Here is a 21525-nt window from a genome sequence, read left to right as displayed (position 1 = left end):
GATCCGCCGGCAGGACAGAACCGACGCATGAATGTCCGCACGAAAGCATGGGCAACGGCTGCAAATGGCCCGGATTTTGCCGTCGCCCGGTCAGACAGGTTTCAGCTCTTTCTGGAGGTTTTCGGCACAAATAGCGTGGGTGTGTGCAGAACCTTCTCGCTTCCGCACTTTGGGCAAGCCGGATGAGCGTTTTCATGTTCAGCAAGATGCTCGGCATGTTCGAACATCTCACCGCACTTCTCACACCTGTACCGGTAAGTCGGCATGGCATTCCTCCAACGAGAATCCCGCACGTCGGGCTGACCAGATACGTCTACGACGTCGGCAATAACCATTCTAGTGCAGGAAAGTGCGAGAAACGCCTGCGTGCACCTCGCGCGCAGCGCTCATCGTATGGGGCGAATGTCAGTTTGCCCGTCGCCTACCAGCCGAAATACCTGCACGGCATCTTCCAATGTGGACGCCTGTTCTTGCATGCTGGCTGCCGCGGCTGCCACCTGCTCCACCAGGGCAACGTTCTGCTGGGTCATCTCGTCCATCTGCCCGATCGCGCGGTTGACTTCGCCGATGCCGGTACTTTGCTCGTTGCTCGCGTGGGTAATCTCACCCATCAAAGTGACCACACTATCGACAGCCGTGACGATTTCGGTCATGTCCCGGCCAGCCTGGTCGACCAGTTCGCCGCCTGCATTGACGTTGCCGACCGAGTCGGTGATCAGCGCCTTGATTTCCTTGGCGGCCGTGGCGCTGCGTTGGGCCAGGCTGCGCACCTCGGCGGCGACGACCGCAAAGCCGCGTCCCTGGTCGCCGGCGCGGGCTGCCTCGACGGCCGCGTTCAAAGCCAGGATATTGGTCTGAAAGGCAATTGAGTCGATCATGCTAATGATGTCGACGATCTTGTGTGAACTGCCGCGGATCAACGACATGGTGGTCACCACATGCCCCACCACGGTGCCGCCTTTGACCGCGAGATCGGAGGCCGAGGCGATGTGTTGGTTGGCGTCCGAAGCGCGTTCGGCATTGGCGCGGACCATCGCCGTCAATTGTTCCATCGTCGACGCGGTTTCCTCGAGCGAGCCAGCCTGCGCCTCGGTGCGGGACGAAAGCTCCGCGTTGCCGGCCGCAATTTCGCGCGCGCCCAGCGCGATCATATCCGAGGCACGTCGGACGTTGCCGACTACCGAGGCCAAACCGACACTGATGCCGTTCATTGCCTGCATCAACTGGCCCAGTTCGTCGCGCCGGCTGACATGAACTTGCGCGGTCAAATCGCCGGCCGCGAGTTTTTCGGCGGCGGCCTTCGCTTCGAGCAGTTGCATGCCGAGACCGCGCCGGGTCGTCACGAAGACCAGCGCGCTGACCAGCAGCGCGCCGAGTAGCCCGAAGCCGATCACCCCGGTTTGCAGGAAAGCGGGCAACGCCGCTCCCGGGCTCGATCGGTCGGGGGGGATCACGGCCTCCAGCAGCCGACCATAGGCCAGCAGAAGTACGGTATTGGCGGCCAGGGTAAGCAGCGCGAGTCTGGCTCCGATCGACAGGTTCCACACCTCACTGACGTCGAGGCCGACATACAGCGCGCCGATTACCTCGCCAGAACTGTCCCGGATCGGCTCGTACCGTGTCATGTATTGCTTGCCGAATAGCGTCGCGTAACCGGTGTAGGGTTGCCCGCCGCGCAGCATCCGATAGCCGGGATGCGAGCGGTCGAGTACCGTGCCCACGGCCCGCTCGCCGGTTTGCCTTTTGACCGAAGTGGCGACGCGCACGAAGTCGTCGCCAATTGCGACGAATAACGTGCCCGTCGCGCGGGTCCTTGCCGGTGAAGTGGTCCACTTCGCCGTAGTTGAGGTTCAGCAGGGTGTTCCCGTTCAGCAGCCCGGGGGTCATGACACCGAGGATGTCGACACTGCTTGATTCGTCGCGTGAAAATGGAGCTGGAAAATACCCGGCGAGCGTTCGCGCGTGACGGCGCACCTGGGCCTTGAGCGGCAGCAGAGAGTACATGAAGTGAACCCCGTCGACTAAGTCAGCGAGCCGAATAAATCGGACGTTTTATTCTGAATTCATTAGACAGAATATTGCATGAGATGGCAATAGAGTGTGCTCGCTAATCTCAGCTCACTGAAAGGCGGCGCCAGGCGAACCTCAAGAATATCGGCATGCGCCGTGGCGCTCCGCGCGGATCATAGATGTTTGAACACTCCGCTCGCCACAGCACGCAGTTCTTCGAACTGCGTGACGAGTTCGACACACAAACTGAAGGCCAGCATTGCAGTCGCGAAATGACCGAAGTGTATGCTGGACAGATATGTTTCGATGGTCGAATCGAAGCCGTTCATGTTCCTGTAATCGATATCTGCCAGTCGAAGCGGAACGTCAGAATAATTGAGGCAAGCGACAACAAAAGAGGCGCAGACAACGTTTGCTAGCAATTTGCCCTTCCGAGGCGGTGTTCGCGGCATGCGCCGCCTCAGTGCGAAGCCAGGGCGGCCCGTTATGGCGCCCCCTTAACCCGCTCATGCGGATTCTCCACTCCCGCCATGCTCAGCGCCTCATGCAGCGTGCCGAAAATACAGCGCTCCTCGACGATCGGCGTGATTCCATGCCGATCCATATCCGAGCGCAAATAGCGATTCACCCGCGCAAAGACCACCTCGATCCCATTGCGCTTGAGCGCCGAACACAACTCGCCCACCGAGCGCGCCGCCGAATAATCGACATCCGTAATCGCGCTCGCATCGACGACGAACCAGCGCACGGCGTTCGGTGCGTGATCGATCAGGCGGCGCGTATCGTCGACGAAAAAATGATCGTTCGCGTAGAACAGATCGGCGCCGAAACGATACACGATCAACCCCGGCGCGGTCTCCACGCCGGGCACCGCCGGCACCGGCACCCACATGCCGTCGCCGTTGGGCGCGAGCATCATCGTGTGGGGGCGGTAGCTGTGTCGCACGTGACGCAGCAACGACAACGCGACGGCGACCAGAATGCCGTGCTCGACGCCGATCAGCACGACCGCCGCCGCCGTGAACAAAGCCAGCGCGAATTCGCCGGGACTTTCGCGACGAATCGAAAAGAGCGACTGCAGATCGATCAGGCCGACCGCGATCGTAAACACGATGCTCGCGAGAATGCAGTGCGGCAGATACTGCAGATAGCGGCTGAAAAACAGCAGCACGACCACCACGACCGCCGCGAACACGAGCTGCGCGAACTGGCTGCGCGTGCCGGCGCGATCGGCCATCGCGGTCTGGGTCAGGCTGCCGTTGACGACGAACGCGCCGGAAAACGCCGCCGCCGCGTTGGCGGCCGCGATGCCGAGCAGGTCTGCGTTGGTATCGATCGGCTCGTGATAGCGGTCGGCGAACACCCGGCTCGCCGCGGCGCTTTGCGCGACGATCATCACGAAGCACGACGCCGCGACCGGCACGAGATCGAGCATCTGCTGCCACGTCACCGACGCAATCCGCAGCGGCGGCAATCCGCCCTCCACCGGTCCGAGGATGGAGATGCCGTGCGCGGCGAATCCGAACACATCGCTCGCGGCAATGCCCGCGACGACCGCGACCAACGGCACCGGCAGGCGCGGCCAGAAACGTTTGCAGACGAGAATCGCGGTCACCACGAGCAGCGAGATCGCCAGTGTCGGCCGATTGATCTGCGCGGCGTCGCTCACGACGAGCAGCAGTTGTTTCACGCTGCTCGCCGCATGTCCGGGCACGCCGAGCATGTCGCCGAGCATCGCGATGCCGACCTGCACGCCGACGCCCGCAAGAAAGCCGACCAGCACCGTACGCGACAGGAAATCGGCGAGAAAGCCGAGCTTGAAGATGCGCGCGACGAACAGCAACGCGGCCGTCAGCAACGCGACCATCGCCGCGAGCGCCGCATACTCGGCGCTCGACGCGGGCGCCATCGTCGAAAGACGACTCGCGAAGATCGTCGCGGTGGCCGAATCGGCGGCGACGACCAGATGCCGCGAAGCACCGAAGAACGCGAACGCGACGAGCGGCAGGAACACCGTGTAGAGCCCGGTGACGGCCGGCATGCCGGCAATGCGCGCATAGCCGAGGACCTGCGGAATATCCATCGACGCAAGCTGCACACCGGCCAGCGCATCGCGCGCCGCCGCAATCCGGCTCAAAGGAAGAACGCCCTTCAGCACGCCGGCACGCGCCGCCATTTTTTGCAGAGAATCTTGCATACGCGATGCTGACCTAAAACGAAAGTAATCGCGCATCGTGCCGCGAACCGGCGCGCCAAGGCAAGACTTATGAAAAGGAGAACGGGCTATTGACGAAAACGAAAACGAGAAAGCAAACCGAAAGAACGCAAACGATTGCTCCTTTCAAGCGCACAACAAACTAACGGACGTTAATCGCAAAGCGAAAATCTCCACGGCGCAGCCGCGGAAAAAAACGCGCGAAGAAGATCTACCGTTTGAATTGCCCTGTCTGCGGGTCCACATGGCGCGCGAAACCGAACAGCGCAGCAATGCAGATCGGACAGGCGATCAGAAAGATGACCAGCATCACACTCACCCCGTAACAACTTGTTACCGGGAATTGTAAAGAAATTTGAAGTAAGTTTAATGAGGGAAAACCGCAAAGCACTATTGCGCAGGATTACGGGAGCCTTAAAAAGATCGTCGATGCGTAAGTGAAAACGCGAATAGGCCGCCACGGCGCGCGTCCGCGCGCCAGGCATCACACCGCCACGATTAGCCAAACCCTTCTACCGCTTTGCGCCGCGCGTATTTTTCTTCGGCATCGGCGCTGGCCCGACCGATTCGCGCATCGTCACGCTGAGCGGAAACTCGCGCAAGATCTCCCAGTTGGTGCCGTAACACTGGTTGATGAGCCAGCGCACCGCGTTTTGCGTAAGTTCCCCGGTTGGAATATGCACCGACGTGAGCCCGGGCGCCGCGTAGGCGGCCGAGTAGTCGTCGTCGTAGCTGATCACGGAGATGTCGTGCGGCACCGAAATGCCCGCCTGGTGAAAGCGCGCGAGCACGCTGACCGCCATCGTGTCGTTCGCGCAGAACAGGCCGGTCACGCGCCGCTGCGTCTCGAGCAGCTTCTGCGCGGCCGCATAGCCGCCTTCGGGCGAAAAGTCGGATTCGATCAGCGTGACGTCGTCGCGCGCAATGCCGGCTCGCGCGAGTTCGGCGAAAAAGCCGTCGATCCGCATCACGTTGTCCGATGCGGTAGCGGGCCCGGAAATCACCGCGATGTCGCGATGCCCGTGATCGAGCAGCGTGCGCGCCGCGAGTTCGCCGCCGCGCCGATGATCCGCGCTGAACGACGCCTCGGGCAACTGCTCGAACGCGCGATTCAGGAACACCATCTTCGGATGCATGCCATGCAGCATGATCAGGTCTTCGTCGTGCAGATCGTGGCTGATCACGACCACGCCATCGCAATCGCGGCCGATCAAAAAGCGCACTGCCTCGATCGCCTGCTCGCGCGGCGACACCTCGCCGCAACCGGTCGCGACCACGACATGGCGCCCCACCGCGCGCAGCTCGGTGTCGGTCTGCTTCAGGATCGTGCCGTAGTAGGAACCGAAAAAAGTCGGCACGAAGATGCCGATGATGCCGAGCTGCTGCGTCGCCATCGCCCGGCCGATCGACGACGGGCGGAAATTCAGCGCCTCGATCGCCGCCTTCACGCGCGCCGCGGCATCGGCGGAAATCGGTCCCTTGCCGGAAATGGCTCGTGAGGCGGTCGACATGCCCACGCCGGCCAGTTCCGCGACGTCCTTGAGTGTTGCCACGCGGTTCTCCATCAAGCCTGTCTCGACGAGCCGCTTCGCGCGTGACGCGCCGCGGCGTTATAAGCGCGCGCCGCTCGCTTCGTCGAATAGCGAGACATGCGCGGCGTCGAACGAGAACGCCACGGTGTTACCCTCCGCAATCGGCGCTTTGGTCTGATCGATCGACGCGATCTGTTCGCCATGATAGTCGAGCCAAATCACGCGGTGGTTGCCCATCGTCTCCATCAGCGAAACTTTCGCGCGCTCGCTGGCGCCTTCCGTGATATGCACGTCTTCGGCGCGCACGCCGAGCACGCAGCGCACGCCCTGCGAGGGCGCCCCCTTGAACGCGTACGCCGAGACGTCGATCCGCACCTGCGCAGTGCAAAAGTGAAGCGCGCCGTCGCGCGTCTCGAGCGTGCCCCTCAGCAGATTCATCGCCGGCGAGCCGAGGAAGGTCGCCACGAACAGATTGTTCGGCCGCGCATAGACCTCGGCCGGCGTGCCGAACTGCTGGATCACGCCGCCGCGCATCACGGCCATGCGCGTCGCGAGCGTCATCGCCTCGACCTGGTCGTGCGTCACGTAGATCATCGTTGCGCCCAGGCTGTGATGCAGCTGCTTCAGTTCGCGGCGCAGTTCGGTGCGCAGCTTCGCGTCGAGGTTCGACAGCGGCTCGTCGAACAGGAACACGTCGGCCTCGCGCACGATCGCGCGGCCGATCGCGACGCGCTGCCGCTGTCCGCCCGACAACTGCGACGGCTTGCGCTCGAGCAGCGGCCCCAGTTGCAGCATCTCCGACGCGCGGGCGACACGCCGCGCGATTTCCGCCTTCGGCGTGCCGTTGATGCGCAGCGCGAACGACAGGTTGCGCTCGACGCTCATGGTCGGATACAACGCGTACGACTGGAACACCAGCGCGATGCGGCGATCCTTCGGATCGGCCCACGTCATGTCTTCGCCGGCGATCTCGATGCTGCCGTCGCTGACATCGATCAATCCCGCGATGCTGTGCAGCAGCGTGGACTTGCCGCAACCCGACGGCCCCAGCAGCACGACGAACTCGCCGGCGAGCACGTCGAGATCGAGGTTCTCGATCACCGTGCTCGAACCGAGGCGAATCGTCAGATTGCGGACCGCCACATTGGCGGGATGCGTGAGCGCCGCGGCGTCGGAGTCAACGTCAGCGCTTGCACCCGGCACGCCGGCCGCATCGATCGTATTAGCCATGTTTGCCATGCCCTACCCCTTGACGGCGCCCGACGCAATGCCGCGCACGAACCAGCGGCCCGAAATGAAATAAACCGCGAGCGGCACCAGCGACGTCAGGATCGTCGCCGCCATATTGACGTTGTAGAGCCGCTCGCCGGTCGTCGTGTTGATGATGTTGTTCAACTGCACCGTCATCGGTAGATTCTTCGTGCCAGCGAACACGAGGCCCAGAATGAAGTCGTTCCAGATGTTCGTGACCTGCATGATCAGCGCAACGACGATGATCGGCGTCGACATCGGCAGCATCAGTTGAAAGAAGATGCGCCAGAAGCTGCCGCCGTCGATGCGCGCGGCCTTGAACAGCTCCTGCGGAATCGACGCGTAGTAGTTGCGGAACAGCAGCGTCATGACCGGCATGCCGAACATCGTATGGATCAGCACGATGCCCGGCAGCGAGCTGAACAGATGCACGCTCGCGAGCACGCGCACGAGCGGATAGATCATTACCTGCACTGGAATGAACGCGCCGACGAGCAGCACGCCGAACAGCAGACCCGCGCCGCGCGGCCGCCAGAACGACAGCGCGTAGCCGTTCACCGCGCCGACCATGATCGACAGCACCGTGCTAGGCACGACGATACGCACCGAGTTCCAGAAGCCGACGCGAATGCCGTTGCAATCGAGCCCGGTGCAGGCCGACTGCCATGCGGCGCTCCACGCGTCGAGCGTGAAATGCATCGGCAAGCCGAGCAGATTGCCGAGGCGGATCTCGCTCATCGGTTTGACCGACGTGACCAGCATCACGTAGAGCGGCAGCAGAAAGAACACCGCCGCGGTGAGCAGAAACGCGTAGATGCCCAGGCGCGCCGGCGAGAACGCCGAGCGGCGGGGCCGCGTGCGCGCGCGATGCGGCATGCCGCCTTTGAGCGTGGAATCGAGCGTGTTCATCCTCTCTCCCCGCGCAGCGCCGCACGGCTGCGTGCATAGAAGAACGGCGCGAGAACCGCGAGCACCGTCGCGAGCAGCACGATCGATGCAGCCGACGCAAGGCCGATGTTCGCGCGCCCGAACAGATAGTCCATGATGAATTTGGCCGGCACTTCGCTCGCGGTGCCGGGGCCGCCCTGCGTCATCGCGACGACCGCGTCGTACAGCTTCACGACCATCACGAACAGCAGCACGAACGCGGTCGAGATCGACGGTCCGAGCATCGGCACCACGATGCTCGCGTACACGCGCCAGCGTGGAATGCCGTCGACGCGCGCGGCTTTCCACAACTCTTCGTCGATGCCGCGCAGGCCCGCGAGCAACAGCGCCATCACGAGGCCCGAAGCTTGCCACACGGTCGCGATCACGATCGTGTAGATGACCCAGTCCTGATCGACGATCCAGTCGAAGCGCGCATGCGCGAAGCCGAGGTTGCGCAGCACCTGCTGCGCACCGAGCGCGGGATTCAGGATCCATTGCCACACGAGCCCGGTCGCGACGAACGACATCGCGTACGGATACAGAAACACCGTGCGCAACGCGCCTTCCGCGACCACGCGCTGATCGATAAAGATCGCCAGCAGCAAGCCGATCACCATGCACGCGATGATGAAACACGCGCCATAGATCACGATGTTCTGCAGCGATGTCAACCAGCGGTCGTTGTGAAAGAGCCGCACGTACTGCGTGAAGCCCACGAAGTCGTGCGACGGAAACGTGTGCGAATTGCTGAGCGACACGCGCGCGGTCCAGACCATCGTGCCCAGGTACGTGAACACGACGGTCAGGAGCATCGGCAGCAAGGCCAGCCAGACCGCGATCGAAAACCGCCGGTTCAGCGGTTTGTTTCGCGGTTTGGGGTGCGACTTGCCTTGTGGTTTCGGACCCCCGGCTGGCAGCTTGAGCGCGTGCACGGCGAGGCCTAGCCCTTCAACGCGCTGGCGAACGCTTTCTGCGCGTCGTCGACGGACTCGTTCTTGTTCCAGAAGTTCGTCACGACGTCAGTCAGCGCACCCTGCATATCGGGCGACAGCAGCATTTCCGGATTCGGCAACTGGCGCGACTTGTCCTTCATGATCGCGATGCCCTCCTTGGCGCAGACGTCGAGGCTGCTTGCGTCGACGTCAGACCGGATCGGAATCGAGCCCTTCTTCGCGCTGAACGCGACCTGCGCGGACGGCGAGGTCATCACCGTGGCGAGCAGATTCTGCGCCTTGATCGCCGACGCGCTGTCGGTCTTCGGGAACACGAAGACGTCGCCCGCGACCAGATACGGCGAACGCGGACCGAAGCCCGGGAAGCAGCCGAAGTCCTTGCCCGCCGTTTGATTCGCCGCGACGAACTCGCCCTTCGCCCAGTCGCCCATGATCTGAACGCCGGCCTTGCCCGAAGTCACGAGCGCGGTCGCGTCGTTCCAGTTGCGGCCAGGCGAGCCCGGATCGACGAAATCGTGCAGCCGCTTGAACGACAGGAGCACCTTCTTGAACGCATCGGAGTTCACCGCGTTCTGATCGTGATCGCGATAGACCTTCATATACAGGTCGGGGCCGCCCACATCAGCGAGCACCGCGTCGAACGTGATCTTCTCCTGCCACGGCTGGCCGCCGAACGCGAGCGGAATCACGCCCGCGCTCTTCAGCTTGCCGAGATCGGCGATGAATTCGTCGTAGCTTTTGGGCTCGCTCGCGATGCCCGCTTTCTGGAACACCGGCTTCGAGTAGAAGAACCACGCGGGCATATGAATGTCGACCGGCGCCGCGTAGAAATGGCCCTTCACGCGGATACTGTCGAGAATCGACTGCGGGAAAATGCCGTTCCAGTTTTCTTTCGCGGCGACGTCGTCGACGTTATTCAGGAGTCCCTGGTCGATCAGATCGTGAAACTGCTTCGACGTATTGAACTGGGCGGCGGTGGGTGGATCGCCGCCGACGATCCGGTTGATCGCGGTGGCACGCGCCTGATCTCCGCCGGCGACTGCGTTGTCGACCCATTGGCCGCCGGCCTTGTCGTACGCGACGGCAAACTGCCGAATCGCGGCCGACTCGCCGCCCGAGGTCCACCAGTGAATCACGTTAGCCTTGAGCGGTTCCGCATGCGCGACGACGCCATACAGCGCCAGTGCCGCAACTACGCCTCGCAAGACCATTCTGTTGCTGTTCATTCCGTCTCCTCCAGGCTGAGTGCCCGTGTGTCAAGTCGAAATACCAATCAGCTCCACCCGGCTTTACATCGTTGCTGCGTCGTTTTAATTGTGTTTATTGCGCTTGCGCGTTGCGATCTTCGAGGAATTTCGACACCAGCTCCGCGCTGCGCTTGACCGTACGCTTCTGCGTTTGGTAGTCGACGTGCACGATGCCGAAGCGCCGCTCATAGCCGAAAGCCCACTCGAAGTTGTCCATCAGCGACCACAGGAAATAGCCGCGCACGTCGACGCCCGCCTTGATCGCCTGATCGACCGCGGCGAGATGGCGCTTCAGGAACGAGATGCGCTGCGTGTCCTCGACGCGGCCGTCGATCACCTTGTCGTCCGATGCCATGCCGTTCTCGGTGATGTAGATCGGCGGCAGATTGGCATAGGTATCCCTGAAACCGGTCAACAGATCGCGAAGACCGTCAGGGTAAACCTCCCAGCCCATCTGCGTGCGCTCGACACCCTCGAGCGGCACCTCCTTGAAACCGTGCCCACCATCGCTCGCCACGTTGGTGCGGAAATAATAGTTGATGCCGAGAAAATCGAGCGGCGTATTGATCGTCTGCATGTCGCCTTCGAGCACGAGCGGCTCGCTGCCCGGCCACAACTCGAACAGGTCTTGCGGATACTCGCCCTTGAACAGCGGATCGAGAATCCACGCGTTGTGCTGAACTTCGAACTGCTCGGCCGCGCGACGGTCGGCGGCGCTGTCGCTATTCGGCGTGCCGCGCCCGACATTCGCGACGATGCCCTTGTGCGAGCGCGGATCGTTCGCGCGCAGCACCGGAATCGCGAGACCGTGCGCGAGCAGCAGATGATGCATGGCCTGCGCGGCGAAGCGCAGGTTCGAGAGTCCCGGCGCGTGATGGCCGTTGCCGTAGCCGAGGTACGCCGAACACCACGGCTCGTTGAGCGTCGCCCACGCATCGACGAGGCCGTGCAGCTCGCGGCTCATCAGATCCGCGTAATCGACGAAACGGTACGCGGTTTCGCGATTGAGCCAGCCGCCGCGATCCTCGAGATGCTGAGGCAGATCCCAGTGATAAAGCGTGACGAAAGTCGTGATGTTCTTCTCTTTGAGCCGTCCGAGCAGGCGCTTGTAGAAGTCGAGCCCCTTGCGGTTCGGCGTGCCGTTTTCGTCCATCACACGCGGCCATGCGGTCGACAGCCGGTACGCTTCGAGGCCGAGGCCCGCGAGCAGGTCGACGTCCTGTTCCCAGCGATGATAGTGATCGCACGCGACGGCGCCGGTGTCGCCGGCCAATACCTTGCCCGGTGTGGCCGAGAACGTGTCCCAGATCGACGGCAGGCGGCCGTCTTCGTTGACCGCGCCTTCGATCTGATACGACGCGGTGGCCGCGCCGAGCAGGAAATCCTGGCGCCACAGCGACGAATCGGCGGGCGGTGTGAATGGATCGGAATGCGGGTCGCCGTGAGCGGTTGGACGGGCGGCGTCGATGACTGCGGATGCGTCGTTTACCACGGATTCTCTCCTGCCGATGAGGTCGTTGAACCGGGTGTGGTGGAGCTCGAGGCGCTGGCGTTCGAACTTGCTGTGAACGCTTAAGTGGAAGCGCTTCCACACTGTCCAGCGAACGATAGCAGCGGGGAAATCGGCGCAGCAATCCGGGTTTGTCTGGAGGGGTTTCTGGCATGCGTGCGAGGGTGATGCGGCGCGCATCGGGGGTGTTCACTGCAACGGATAGTTACGGCTTCCGACGAAAATCCCTGGCAGCCGTGCAACGCAAAGTCTCGGATCGCCGACAATCGGCTTATCCACTGAAGCATGGAAGACGATTGCGATGAGCGAATTCAATCTGTCGGAACTCTACCGCGGCTATATCGCCTGCCTGAACACGCAGGACTGGTCAAAGCTGCGAGACTTCGTTGGCGAAGACGTGAAGTACAACGGCCAACGAATCGGTTTGTCGGGCTATCGCGAGATGCTGGAAAGAGACTTCCGCGACATTCCCGACCTGCACTTCGAGATTCAGATGCTGGTTTGCGAGCCGCCACATATCGCAAGCCGATTGCATTTTGACTGCACACCCATCGGCACGTTACTTGGGCTTCCCGTGCAAGGAAAACGGGTGGAGTTTTCCGAGAACGTCTTCTACGAGTTTGGTAACGGCAAGATCCGGCAAGTCTGGTCGGTCATCGATAAAGCCGCGATCGAGAGTCAGTTGTAGCGGCTCAGGGACACGCCGCGCTCAAACGTTTCTCTTTGGCATCAGCGCACCGCGTTCTCGGGTCCCTCGGTGTCGACCAGTCGCGCCGCGCGCTCCGCCCGCATTTCACTTCGATTCTTTTTATCGGGCGAATGCGCTCGTCTATGGCTTGTCGTCCTCGCGATCGGGGTCGATGTCGGGATCGAGCGGCGGCTCATCCGGATCCTGCGATGGACCGAGGTCGGGCAGATCCGTCTGCACGACGTCGGACTGATCCGGGCGGATCGGGTTTTCGTCCTTGTTCGGTGTGGTTGCCATGGCCGGTCCTCCTTAGGTCGTTGCCATGCTGAAGACGCAGCAAGTTCCGCTCCCGATCCAGACGCGGCCATGCCCGTTCCGGTCACAAGTCGAAGCCCATTTGCGCACGGCCAAGCTCGGTGAGATCGTCTGGCGTGGCGCGGCCGACGAAATCGACTTCGAAATGATCGGCCGGAAAATCCGGCGGGCTCCTGCCTTCGAGAAAGCCCGGCAGTTGCCGCTTCAGATACGCATCGTTCTTCGCGCAGCCCGGCAGCGAAGCGATATACATCACGTTGCTATAGCCGTTGCCGCGATGCGCGTCCTCGACCGCGTGAATGACGTCGCTATGCCAGAACACGGTGTCGCCCGCCTGCATCAGCGGAATCGACGACAGCGCATGAAACAGCGGCGCGTGATAGTCGGACTTGATCGACAGCGCGCGCCCCGGCAGCGCTCCGCACAGATCGTCTTCGGCGACATCATCCTGAAGCGCGCGCAACAGGATATAGACCATCGAGTTCGCCATCGGCACCAACTGCAGCGTGCCGTCGCCGGGACCCTGCGGCGTCAGCGCGGTCCAGCCTTGAAACGTGCGGAACATCGAGCAGACGGCCGGCGATGCGATCTCCTCGACTTCGGTTCGCCACGCGGCGTCGAACGGATCGTAGTCGCGCCAGTGGCCCGAGAACACATGGCGATAGACCTTGCGGAAGTTCGGCTCGATCCAGCGCTCCACCGAACCGCCGTCGCAATGCGCAGACAACCCGAGCGATTCCGAGCCGGGCGGCCGACGGCGCAGGCGGTCCGCATACACCGGCACATGGTTCGGATCGAAATGCACGCGCCCTTCGCTTTCGGTGCGCCACAGCCGGTTCAGGAACACGCGGGCCTGCGTGAGCTCGGTCGATTGCCGCGCGAGCACCTGCGGTTTCGACCAGTACACACCGTAGATTTGCGGCTTGCTCGAGGCGAGCTGCCCAAAGTACTTGTCTTCCGCGCGATTCTGCAGCTTTGCGTCGAGGTCGTTGCGCTCGACGTAGTCGGCGATGTCCTGATCCCATTGCTCGACGAGCGACCGGTCGAACACCTTGCGGATCACACAGGCGCCGCGCGCTTTGACGAGCGCGATCTGCTCGTCGGTGACCCGGTTCGCCACGATGTCGGCGAACTGGATTTCCGGAATGACCGGCTCGCCGCGCTCACGCAGCGTCGCGATTCGCTCCGCCTCCTTCGTCATCGCCGCTTCGACGTCGGCGAACACGTCGCGGTAGTTCGGCAGCATCGCGCGCAGTTGGCGCTTCGCTTGACGGATGGCTGCCGGCAGGTCGTCGATTTGCAAGGCCATGGCATCGTCTCCATGTGGTTTCTGATGCTTGAAGCGTACGCGAACGATCGCCGCCTGCGTGATACTATCCGGTCAAAGATTTGACGATTTCGGACATGAAAGCCGCTTTTGAACATGTGGATTTTGGCCGGGACTGTTCGGTCAGGGTTTACCACCGCCGGCTGCCCCGCATCCCTTTCGAATGGCACAACCATCCCGAGTACGAGCTGACGCTGACGATGAACAGTCAGGGCAAGCGGTACATCGGAGACTCCGTCGCGACCTACGGCGCGGACGATCTGGTGCTGGTGCCCCCGAATCTGCCGCACACTTGGGCCTCGAACCGTTCGATCGACGCGGCGCACCCGCAGGTCGCGATCGTCGTATGGTTCGACGGCGCGTGGGTGCGACGACTCGCCGATGTCTGCCCCGAATACAACGGACTTTGCGACCTGTTGCGCAGAGCGGCCTGCGGCCTCGTGTTCGAAGACGGTGCCGGCACACGCATGCGCGAACACCTCGACCGCCTGCTGTCCGACAAACCGCGCGAACGCTTGCAGGCGGCGCTCGATGTACTGGATCTGCTGTCGGCGCTCCCCGCCACGCCGCTCGCGTCCCCAAGCGCATTCGACGCGCGAACCGGCACGCCGACTGGCCACGAATCCGATCAGATCAATCGCGTGCTCGCGTTGATCGAAACACAGTTCGCGCATCCGCTTCGGCTTTCCGCGCTGGCCAAGGCGTCGGGGCTTTCTGAGCGCTCGTTGACGCGGCATTTCACGCAGCACTTTGGCGAGAGCGTCGGGCGCTACGTGACGCGCGTACGAATCGGCCACGCATGCCGGATGTTGACCGATACGCAAGCGCCGATTTCCGTCATTGCGACGCGCTCCGGATTCGCGAACGTCGCGAATTTCAACCGGCAATTCAAAGCCGCCAAGGACCTGACGCCGGTTGAATTCAGGCAGCAGTTCGCGGGCGCGCGGCGGGCGGAGCAACAGATGTCGCCAATGCTCACCGAGCGCTCGCCTTCTCTGCAGAGACTTCGCAACAAAGGAGACGGCAAGCGGATGTCTCGGCCCGCGCGTGCCGGCCGGCAGTCCGAATGACCGGACTACTCGGCGAGCAATCCCTGCAGGCGCCAGACATTTTTTGCACGTCCGGGGGAGTACTTGCAGCAAGGGTGGGGCCAGGGATTTATGGCGCAGACTATGCGCTGGCGGCGAAATTTCAACGCGACGGCAACGCGCGGCTGGTCGACTGCAACACCCGACTCTGGAGGCACTCCATGAACGAACAAGCGATACGTGAAGCCTTGAACGCACACTGGCGAGCGTCGGCGGACGGCGATCTCGACGCCGAACACGCTATCTACGCCGACGATGCGATCTGCGACTATCCCCAATCAGGCGAGCGAATTCATGGACGAACCAATTTGCAGGCTCTGCGCGGCCATCATCCCGGCAAGCCATCGGGTTTCGCGATCAGGCGAATTCAAGGCGAGGGCAATCTGTGGATCACCGAGTACACGATCAACTATCAGGGGCGCATCGCTTACACGGTCAGCGTGATGGAGTTCCGCGAAGGCAAGGTCGTCCACGAGACGCAGTATTTTGCTGATCCGTTCGAGGCCCCGGATTGGCGGAGTCAATGGGTTGAGCGGACCGCGTGAAAAACGCGCCGCCGCCGTGTAGGACCAAGGTCCGATTGATGGCAAACGCGCGCATGCGACTATGCTTCGAGGGGGCTGAAGCCCGAACTTGACGAGGTTCGCTATGCGGCAGGCCAAGATCGTTATCGTCGGCGCGGGGCTGGTCGGGGGATCGGCAGCCCTGTTCGTGGCGTTGGCCATTCCGAGCGCGAAAGTCGTCATCATCGATGTCGCGCGGGTGCGCGCTGAGGGACAGGTTCTCGATCTCGCCCACGCCGCGGCATTCTGGGGGCACAGCCGTTTTCGCGCAGGGGACTACGAAGACGCGCGTGACGCCGACATCGTCGTGATCACGGCCGGCGCCGGCGTCAAACCCGGCGAGACTCGCCTGCACCTTGCCAGAACCAATGCGGACATCGCGACCGAAATCGTCGGGCGGATCGCGCCGCTCGCGCCCGACGCCATCTATCTGATCGCGACCAACCCATGCGACGTGCTGACCGGCGCCGTTTACGACCAATTGCGTTGCGAGCGCGAGCGCGTCATCAGCACGGGAACCTCGCTCGATACCGGGCGGCTGCGCTCCCTGCTGTCCGAGCGGCTCGGCGTGGTGGCCTCCGCGATTCACGCCTATGTGCTCGGCGAGCACGGCGAATCGGCCGTGATCCAGTGGTCCGCCGCAACGGTCTGCGGCATGCCCCTCGAAACCTTCCTGACGCGCAACGGCAAGGAGCTGGGCCCCGCCAGCAGGGATCTGATCCTGCGCTCCGTCCACGAGGCGGCGAAGCTCATCAAGGAAGGCAAAGGCGCCACCCATTACGGCATCGCCAGCGCGATAGGAAGGATCTGCGAGGCCATCGTGCACGACACCGATCTGATTCTCACGGTTGGCATCGTCCAGCCCGAAGTGGAAGGCGTACCGGACGTGTGCGTGTCGCTGCCAATGGTCGTCAATGGCGCGGGCGCGCGGTTGATCGCCTATCCGGAACTCGACCCTATCGAGCGCGAGACCTTGCTCGGTAGCGCGCGCATCGTCAAGGACGCGACGGAAAGCGTGCTCCACGTGCGGTGACGCTTTCCCGCGCACTCCGAAAATACCCAACCACGCCGGCACGAGGTCCATCATGGCTCCTACACCTGCCAAGGTTTCACGGCCCACCAGCTCGCCTCCCGCCACGCCGAAGCCCTCGGTCGGACTGCCGGCCGGCGTCTGGAAATATCTGGTACCGATCGCGGTCGGCGTCGCGCTGTGGTTTCTGCCCGCGCCCGCCGGCCTCCAGCCGAAGGCGTGGCATATGTTCGCCGTGTTCGTCGCGACCATTGCCGGCATCATGACCGCCCCGCTGCCGATGTCGGTGGTTGCCATCATCGGCTCGACCATTGGCGTGCTCGTCGGCGTTCTGTCGTTTGCCGACGTCACCAAATCCACCGGCACCGACCTCGTATGGCTCGTGATGCTCGCGTTTTTCATTTCACGCGGCGTGATCAAGACCGGCCTTGGCCGCCGGATCGCGCTTCTGTTCATGCGATTGCTGGGAAAGCGAACGACGGGGCTCGGCTACGGGCTCGTGTTGACCGAACTCGTGATCTCCCCCGCGATGCCGAGCATCACCGCGCGCGCGGGCGGCGTGATGTTGCCGATCACGCGAGCCATTTCCGAAGTGCTGGGCAGTCACGCCGACGATCCGGAATCACGCGTGAAAGTGGGACGCTACCTGATTCTCTGCGCCTTCCACGCGAACATCATCACGGCGGGCATGTTCATCACGGCAATGGCGGGCAATCCGCTGGCGGTCAGGCTGGCCGCGGACCAGGGCGTGTCGATCAGCTGGCTCGACTGGGCGGTGGCGGCGTCGATCCCCGGTCTGCTGTGCCTCGCCGTGATTCCGATCGCCATGCTGTGGATCGCCCCGCCGCAGGTCAGACGCACCCCCGATGCCACCGACCTCGCGCAACGAGAGCTCACGACGATGGGGCCCATCTCGGTCAAAGAAATCATCATGGCGTGCATCTTCGTCGGCTTGCTGGTGCTGTGGGTGTTCGGCGACGATCTCGGCGTCGGCGCGACGCTCGCGGCGGCGATCGGCGTTTCGTTGCTGTTCATCAGCGGCGTGCTGACCTGGCAGGACGCGCTGAACGAGAAGTCCGCCTGGGACACGATGATCTGGATCGGCCTGCTCATCATGCTGGCCTCCAAGCTCAACGAATATGGCATGGTGAGCTGGTTCGGCAAGGAATTCGGCGCGCATCTCGCGGGCTTTCCGATGCTGGCGGTCTATATGATGGTGGCGGCGATCTACGTTTACATTCACTACTTTTTCGCCAGCGCCACCGCGCATATCAGCGCGCTGTTTCCGCTCTCCATGGCTCTGATGGTCGCCGCCGGTATCCCGCCCTTCGTCGCCGCAGTCTCGCTCGGGATTCTGAGCAATGTGAACGGCTGCCTGACGCAATATGGCATCGGCTCCGGTCCCGTCATGTTCGGCGCGGGCTACGTGACCCAGGGCGAATGGTGGAAGGCGGGATTTTTGATGAGCCTGTTTTACATGGTGGCCTGGCTGGTCGTTGGGCCGCTTTGGTGGAAGGTGCTGGGGCACGTATGAGACAACGCGACTTTCGCCGCGCGGCTCGTACGGCCCGCGCACACGTGATCCTGCTCCGCTTCCCGCTTCGTCAATCGCGAGTGGTCATGGCCCGCGCAACTTCCCCGGTCGTCATCGATCGCCGCCGATCACCGCGACGCCGTCCGCAGCCCTGACGCCCGCGCCGGCCCTCCAATGCAACGCTTCAGTTGCCCGTGCCGCCAGTCTCGAAGGTTCCCCGATCATAAGCTTCGCAATAAGCCTTCCAGTCCGCCGCGACCTGCGCCTCACACTGCGTCGCAAGATCGATCAACGGCAGTTGCCAATCGCGCCGACTGCCAAACGCGATCAGATCGTCCGCGATCGCCGACTTCTGCCGCCCTCCGCTGCGCAGATGCGCCCACGCGCTCAACTCGGCCATGCTGTTGATCACTGCCTCGAGCCGCGGCAGCTTGCCGTCCCAGTCGGCAAGCGCGACGCGATCTTCCGATGGCTGCAAACTCCGCAGCACATAGGAGCGCTGGTTGAATTCCACCGCGTGCAAAAAGGCCTGCGAGACCGCCTGATTGCGCCGCTGCACTTCGACGACACGCTGTGCCTCGGTCTGCCACTTCGGCTGCGTCGCCGTCACGTGCGCACTCACCGATGACGGCAGCGCCTCTTTCAAATCGATCAGGTAGTTGCCATCGGGCGAGCCCTTGCCCTCGACCAGAATCACATAGCGATCGACACCGAGGCTGCCCGTCCCCGCAATGCGGCGCGCGACATCGAGCGTGCGGTAGAACTCGGGATTCGGCTCCGTCACCGCGAACTGCTGCATGAACTGCGCGACCGCGGCACGCCGTTCATCGCTGACGGGCAGCGCTTTCTTGCCGTCGACCTTCAGCATGCGCGTTTTGCCCTTGAGCACCGTGCGACGGTCCAGATGCGCGGCGCGCGTGCGGCTCGCGAGCGCGACGAACAGATCGCGCACCATGCCGGTCGCGGTCTCCGCTTCGATCCAGCGCGACTTGCCGTACGCGAGCGCGGCGCCATAGGCATCGAGCGCGGTGTGGCACAGCGCGAGCGCTTCAGCGCGGCTCAGCTTCAGGTTGGCCGCGCCGACCAGCACGCTCGTCAACAGACGCACGAGCTCGTACGGAACCGGCGCGAGACAGGCTTCGTCGAAGTCGTTGTTGTCGAAGTAGACGAGGCGATTGTCGCCCTTGTAGCTGCCGAAATTTTCGAGGTGCATGTCGCCGCAGATCCACACGTGCGGCGCGTCGTCGAGTACGTTCGCGCGCGGCAGACGCGCATAGAACAGATGGCAGGTGCCGCGCAGAAACACGAACGGCGAGCCGCGCATGGCTTTGTATTTCATCGCGAGTCGTTCGGGGTCTCGCCCGGCGTTGAAGTTGGCGATGATCTTTGCGATATCGGACATAGCGGATTCCGTTGAATGGGCAAGCTCGACGTGAGCTCCATGCCTGCTGCTGTGACCTCGGAGCGTGCCGCGAATTCAATGCGCGTTCAACCCGGATGCAGTGAGGTGGCTGTCGTTGCTTGTCGCGGCAGTGGCGATTGGTGGGCTGCTTGCCTACGGGTATCGCCAGGGGGCGCGCTCGACAGGCTCGAACTTCGAGTTCTATGCGCCGTTGTTGGCGTTCAACGCGACCGCGCTCCTGTTGCTGACGAACGAGCTATGGTGGTTCGAATACATGTCCAATGTCATCAATGTGTCGCATCCATTGTGCTTACGACCTGCTGGACTCACCCCTCCCCACCGAACCTGCGCCGATACGCCCCCGGACTCGTCAACGCGATCCGGCGAAAATGCCGCCGCAACGACTCCTCCGACCCGAACCCCGCCAGCTCGGCGACGCGCGCCATCGGCAGCGGCGTCGCGGCTTCGAGCAACTCTCGCGCAAGCGCGACGCGCTCCCTGACGAGCCATTCATAAGGCGCCATGCCGGTCGCGTCGCGGAACTGCCGTTGCAGCGTGCGCGGGCTCATCGCCGCGCGCCCGGCGAGCGAGCGCAGCGTATGCGGCTCGGCCGCATGGCTGCGCACCCAGTCCATCAGCTTCGCGATACGTCCGCTTTCGTCGGGCGGCATCGGGCGCGGCACGAACTGCGCCTGGCCACCCTCGCGATGCGGCGGCACCACGAGCCGTTGCGCGACGCGATTCGCGACCGCGCCGCCATGATCTCGCCGCACCAGATGCAGCAGCATGTCGAGCCCGGCCGCCGATCCCGCCGACGTGATCACCTGCCCTTCATCGACATACAGCGCGTCGGGCTGCACACGCAGTTGCGGATAGCGCTGCTGCAACTTGTCCGCGTAGCGCCAGTGGGTCGTCACGGTCTTGCCGTCGAGCACGCCGGCCGCCGCGAGCACGAACACGCCCGAGCAGATCGAGCAGAGCCGCGCGCCGCGCTCGTAAGCCGCGCGAAGCTTGCGCAGCAGCGCGGCCGGCGGCACCTCGTCGGCATCGCGCCAACCCGGAATCACGATCGTGTCGGCGCTCGCGAGCAGCTTCAGCGTGTAGGGCGCGGCCAGCGTGATGCCGCCCGCCGCGCGGATCGGACCGGGCTCGCTCGCACAGACCGCGAAGCGATACCACGGCACGCCGAGTTCGGGACGCTCGAGTGCGAACAGTTCGGTCACGCAGCCGAATTCGAAGGTGCAAAGCCGGTCGTAGGCCAGCGCGACGACGAGATGATTGTGCATGGCGCAATGTTACCGAAGATTGACGATCACGCCACTTACCGGGCGACCCGCCGCTCGTCACAATCGACCGTGCCTGAAACGCGCGCGCCCCACCACCCGATCAACTCACCCCTGTTTGCCATGACTCACGACAACCTCACCACCGTCCCGAACGCCGTCACCGCGATCCCCGCCGCCGACAGCGCCGCCGCGCTCGCGCACTTCCAGGCGTCGCTGCGCTTCGAAACCGATTGCACCGACGTCCACGCCGCGCTCGCGAGTGGAGCGCCCGGCTTCGTGCTGCTCGACGTGCGCAGTCCCGCGCTGTTCGCGCAGGGCCACGTGCCGGGCGCACTGAATCTGCCGCACGGCAAGATCGTCACGTCGAAGCTCGCGGCTTATGCGCCGGACACGCTGTTCGTCACCTACTGCGCGGGCCCGCACTGCAACGGCGCGGCGCGCGGCGCACTGCGGCTCGCCCAGTTGGGGCGGCCCGTCAAGCTGATGGCGGGCGGCGTCACCGGCTGGCTGGACGAAGGCTTCCCGCTGAGCCGCGAGGACGCCGATCCGCCGTCCGATCCACGCTCCGATGCATAGCGTGACTCGCAATCCGACACGCGTTCCAGCGCGGCATCCGCTGCCGTCCGCGCGCCGGTTTTGCTTCT

At 63.4% G+C, this 21525-nt stretch carries 19 protein-coding genes and 1 pseudogene; 6 read left to right on the top strand and 14 right to left on the bottom strand.

What is annotated here, in order from left to right; all coding sequences use genetic code 11:
• Positions 1 to 101: 101 nt before the first annotated feature.
• The 10 genes and pseudogenes from OKW38_RS35720 to OKW38_RS35675 form a co-directional block, all read right to left on the bottom strand.
• Complete coding sequence (locus tag OKW38_RS35720; protein WP_090810116.1) at positions 102 to 266, bottom strand: FmdB family zinc ribbon protein; 165 nt, start codon at positions 264 to 266, stop codon at positions 102 to 104.
• Between the two features lie 120 nt (positions 267 to 386).
• Positions 387 to 2004 (bottom strand): annotated as a pseudogene (locus OKW38_RS35715) (methyl-accepting chemotaxis protein).
• 179 nt (positions 2005 to 2183) lie between these two features.
• Entirely contained in the window at positions 2184 to 2339 is a 156-nt protein-coding gene (locus OKW38_RS35710; RefSeq protein ID WP_429365240.1) for a hypothetical protein, read from the bottom strand.
• A 155-nt stretch (positions 2340 to 2494) separates the two neighbouring features.
• Positions 2495 to 4207, bottom strand: a complete 1713-nt coding sequence (locus OKW38_RS35705) for a SulP family inorganic anion transporter (RefSeq protein WP_429334116.1) — start codon at positions 4205 to 4207, stop codon at positions 2495 to 2497.
• A gap of 530 nt (positions 4208 to 4737) precedes the next feature.
• Entirely contained in the window at positions 4738 to 5790 is a 1053-nt protein-coding gene (locus OKW38_RS35700; protein ID WP_090806408.1) for a LacI family DNA-binding transcriptional regulator, read from the bottom strand.
• A gap of 45 nt (positions 5791 to 5835) precedes the next feature.
• Positions 5836 to 6996 (bottom strand): ABC transporter ATP-binding protein, encoded by a 1161-nt coding sequence (locus OKW38_RS35695; protein ID WP_429365239.1) that lies wholly within the window; start codon positions 6994 to 6996, stop codon positions 5836 to 5838.
• Between the two features lie 3 nt (positions 6997 to 6999).
• The gene (locus tag OKW38_RS35690) at positions 7000 to 7917 is read right to left on the bottom strand and encodes a carbohydrate ABC transporter permease (protein WP_090806412.1); all 918 of its coding nucleotides are present in this window, start codon (positions 7915 to 7917) and stop codon (positions 7000 to 7002) included.
• The gene (locus OKW38_RS35685) at positions 7914 to 8870 is read right to left on the bottom strand and encodes a carbohydrate ABC transporter permease (RefSeq protein WP_429365238.1); all 957 of its coding nucleotides are present in this window, start codon (positions 8868 to 8870) and stop codon (positions 7914 to 7916) included. The genes OKW38_RS35690 and OKW38_RS35685 overlap by 4 nt, the downstream gene beginning before the upstream one ends.
• An 8-nt stretch (positions 8871 to 8878) precedes the next feature.
• Positions 8879 to 10117, bottom strand: coding sequence for an ABC transporter substrate-binding protein (locus tag OKW38_RS35680; protein WP_429365237.1), 1239 nt, complete (start codon positions 10115 to 10117; stop codon positions 8879 to 8881).
• A 94-nt stretch (positions 10118 to 10211) separates the two neighbouring features.
• Complete coding sequence (locus tag OKW38_RS35675; RefSeq protein ID WP_429365236.1) at positions 10212 to 11630, bottom strand: GH1 family beta-glucosidase; 1419 nt, start codon at positions 11628 to 11630, stop codon at positions 10212 to 10214.
• Positions 11631 to 11949: 319 nt separating this feature from the next.
• Here OKW38_RS35675 and OKW38_RS35670 point away from each other — a divergent pair, with 319 nt between their 5' ends.
• Positions 11950 to 12336 carry an ester cyclase gene (locus OKW38_RS35670; protein ID WP_429365235.1) on the top strand — a complete coding sequence of 129 codons (387 nt, stop codon included), beginning with the start codon at positions 11950 to 11952 and terminating at the stop codon, positions 12334 to 12336.
• A 141-nt stretch (positions 12337 to 12477) separates the two neighbouring features.
• Here OKW38_RS35670 and OKW38_RS35665 read toward each other — a convergent pair whose 3' ends face one another.
• Together OKW38_RS35665 and OKW38_RS35660 are read right to left on the bottom strand one after the other, a co-directional pair.
• Positions 12478 to 12633 carry a hypothetical protein gene (locus OKW38_RS35665; protein ID WP_167368690.1) on the bottom strand — a complete coding sequence of 52 codons (156 nt, stop codon included), beginning with the start codon at positions 12631 to 12633 and terminating at the stop codon, positions 12478 to 12480.
• A gap of 82 nt (positions 12634 to 12715) precedes the next feature.
• The gene (locus tag OKW38_RS35660; protein ID WP_429365234.1) at positions 12716 to 13960 is read right to left on the bottom strand and encodes a DUF1479 domain-containing protein; all 1245 of its coding nucleotides are present in this window, start codon (positions 13958 to 13960) and stop codon (positions 12716 to 12718) included.
• A 95-nt stretch (positions 13961 to 14055) separates the two neighbouring features.
• Between OKW38_RS35660 and OKW38_RS35655 the strand changes: the two genes are divergently transcribed.
• The 4 genes from OKW38_RS35655 (at position 14056) to OKW38_RS35640 (ending at position 18193) form a co-directional block, all read left to right on the top strand.
• Positions 14056 to 15048: a helix-turn-helix domain-containing protein gene (locus tag OKW38_RS35655; RefSeq protein ID WP_429365233.1), complete on the top strand. Its 993-nt coding sequence runs from the start codon at positions 14056 to 14058 to the stop codon at positions 15046 to 15048.
• A gap of 179 nt (positions 15049 to 15227) precedes the next feature.
• On the top strand, positions 15228 to 15611 hold the full coding sequence (locus OKW38_RS35650; protein ID WP_090810122.1) for a nuclear transport factor 2 family protein: 384 nt from the start codon (positions 15228 to 15230) through the stop codon (positions 15609 to 15611).
• 103 nt (positions 15612 to 15714) lie between these two features.
• Positions 15715 to 16662: a lactate/malate family dehydrogenase gene (locus OKW38_RS35645; protein ID WP_090806422.1), complete on the top strand. Its 948-nt coding sequence runs from the start codon at positions 15715 to 15717 to the stop codon at positions 16660 to 16662.
• A 52-nt stretch (positions 16663 to 16714) separates the two neighbouring features.
• Positions 16715 to 18193 (top strand): DASS family sodium-coupled anion symporter, encoded by a 1479-nt coding sequence (locus OKW38_RS35640; protein ID WP_429365232.1) that lies wholly within the window; start codon positions 16715 to 16717, stop codon positions 18191 to 18193.
• A 184-nt stretch (positions 18194 to 18377) separates the two neighbouring features.
• On the opposite strand, the gene OKW38_RS35635 is transcribed toward OKW38_RS35640, so the two are convergent.
• Together OKW38_RS35635 and ftrA are read right to left on the bottom strand one after the other, a co-directional pair.
• On the bottom strand, positions 18378 to 19595 hold the full coding sequence (locus OKW38_RS35635) for a DUF2252 domain-containing protein (RefSeq protein WP_184040351.1): 1218 nt from the start codon (positions 19593 to 19595) through the stop codon (positions 18378 to 18380).
• A gap of 326 nt (positions 19596 to 19921) precedes the next feature.
• Positions 19922 to 20881 carry a transcriptional regulator FtrA gene (gene ftrA, locus OKW38_RS35630; protein WP_090806428.1) on the bottom strand — a complete coding sequence of 320 codons (960 nt, stop codon included), beginning with the start codon at positions 20879 to 20881 and terminating at the stop codon, positions 19922 to 19924.
• Between the two features lie 120 nt (positions 20882 to 21001).
• On the opposite strand from ftrA, the gene OKW38_RS35625 reads away from it, so the two are divergent.
• Positions 21002 to 21457: a rhodanese-like domain-containing protein gene (locus OKW38_RS35625; protein ID WP_090806430.1), complete on the top strand. Its 456-nt coding sequence runs from the start codon at positions 21002 to 21004 to the stop codon at positions 21455 to 21457.
• Positions 21458 to 21525: the final 68 nt, after the last annotated feature.

Source organism: Paraburkholderia sp. MM5496-R1 (assembly GCF_050436205.1).
GTDB classification, from domain to species: Bacteria; Pseudomonadota; Gammaproteobacteria; order Burkholderiales; family Burkholderiaceae; genus Paraburkholderia; species Paraburkholderia tuberum.
The sequence above is the reverse complement of the archived record's forward strand: the minus strand, read 5'-3'. Positions and strand labels throughout refer to the sequence as shown.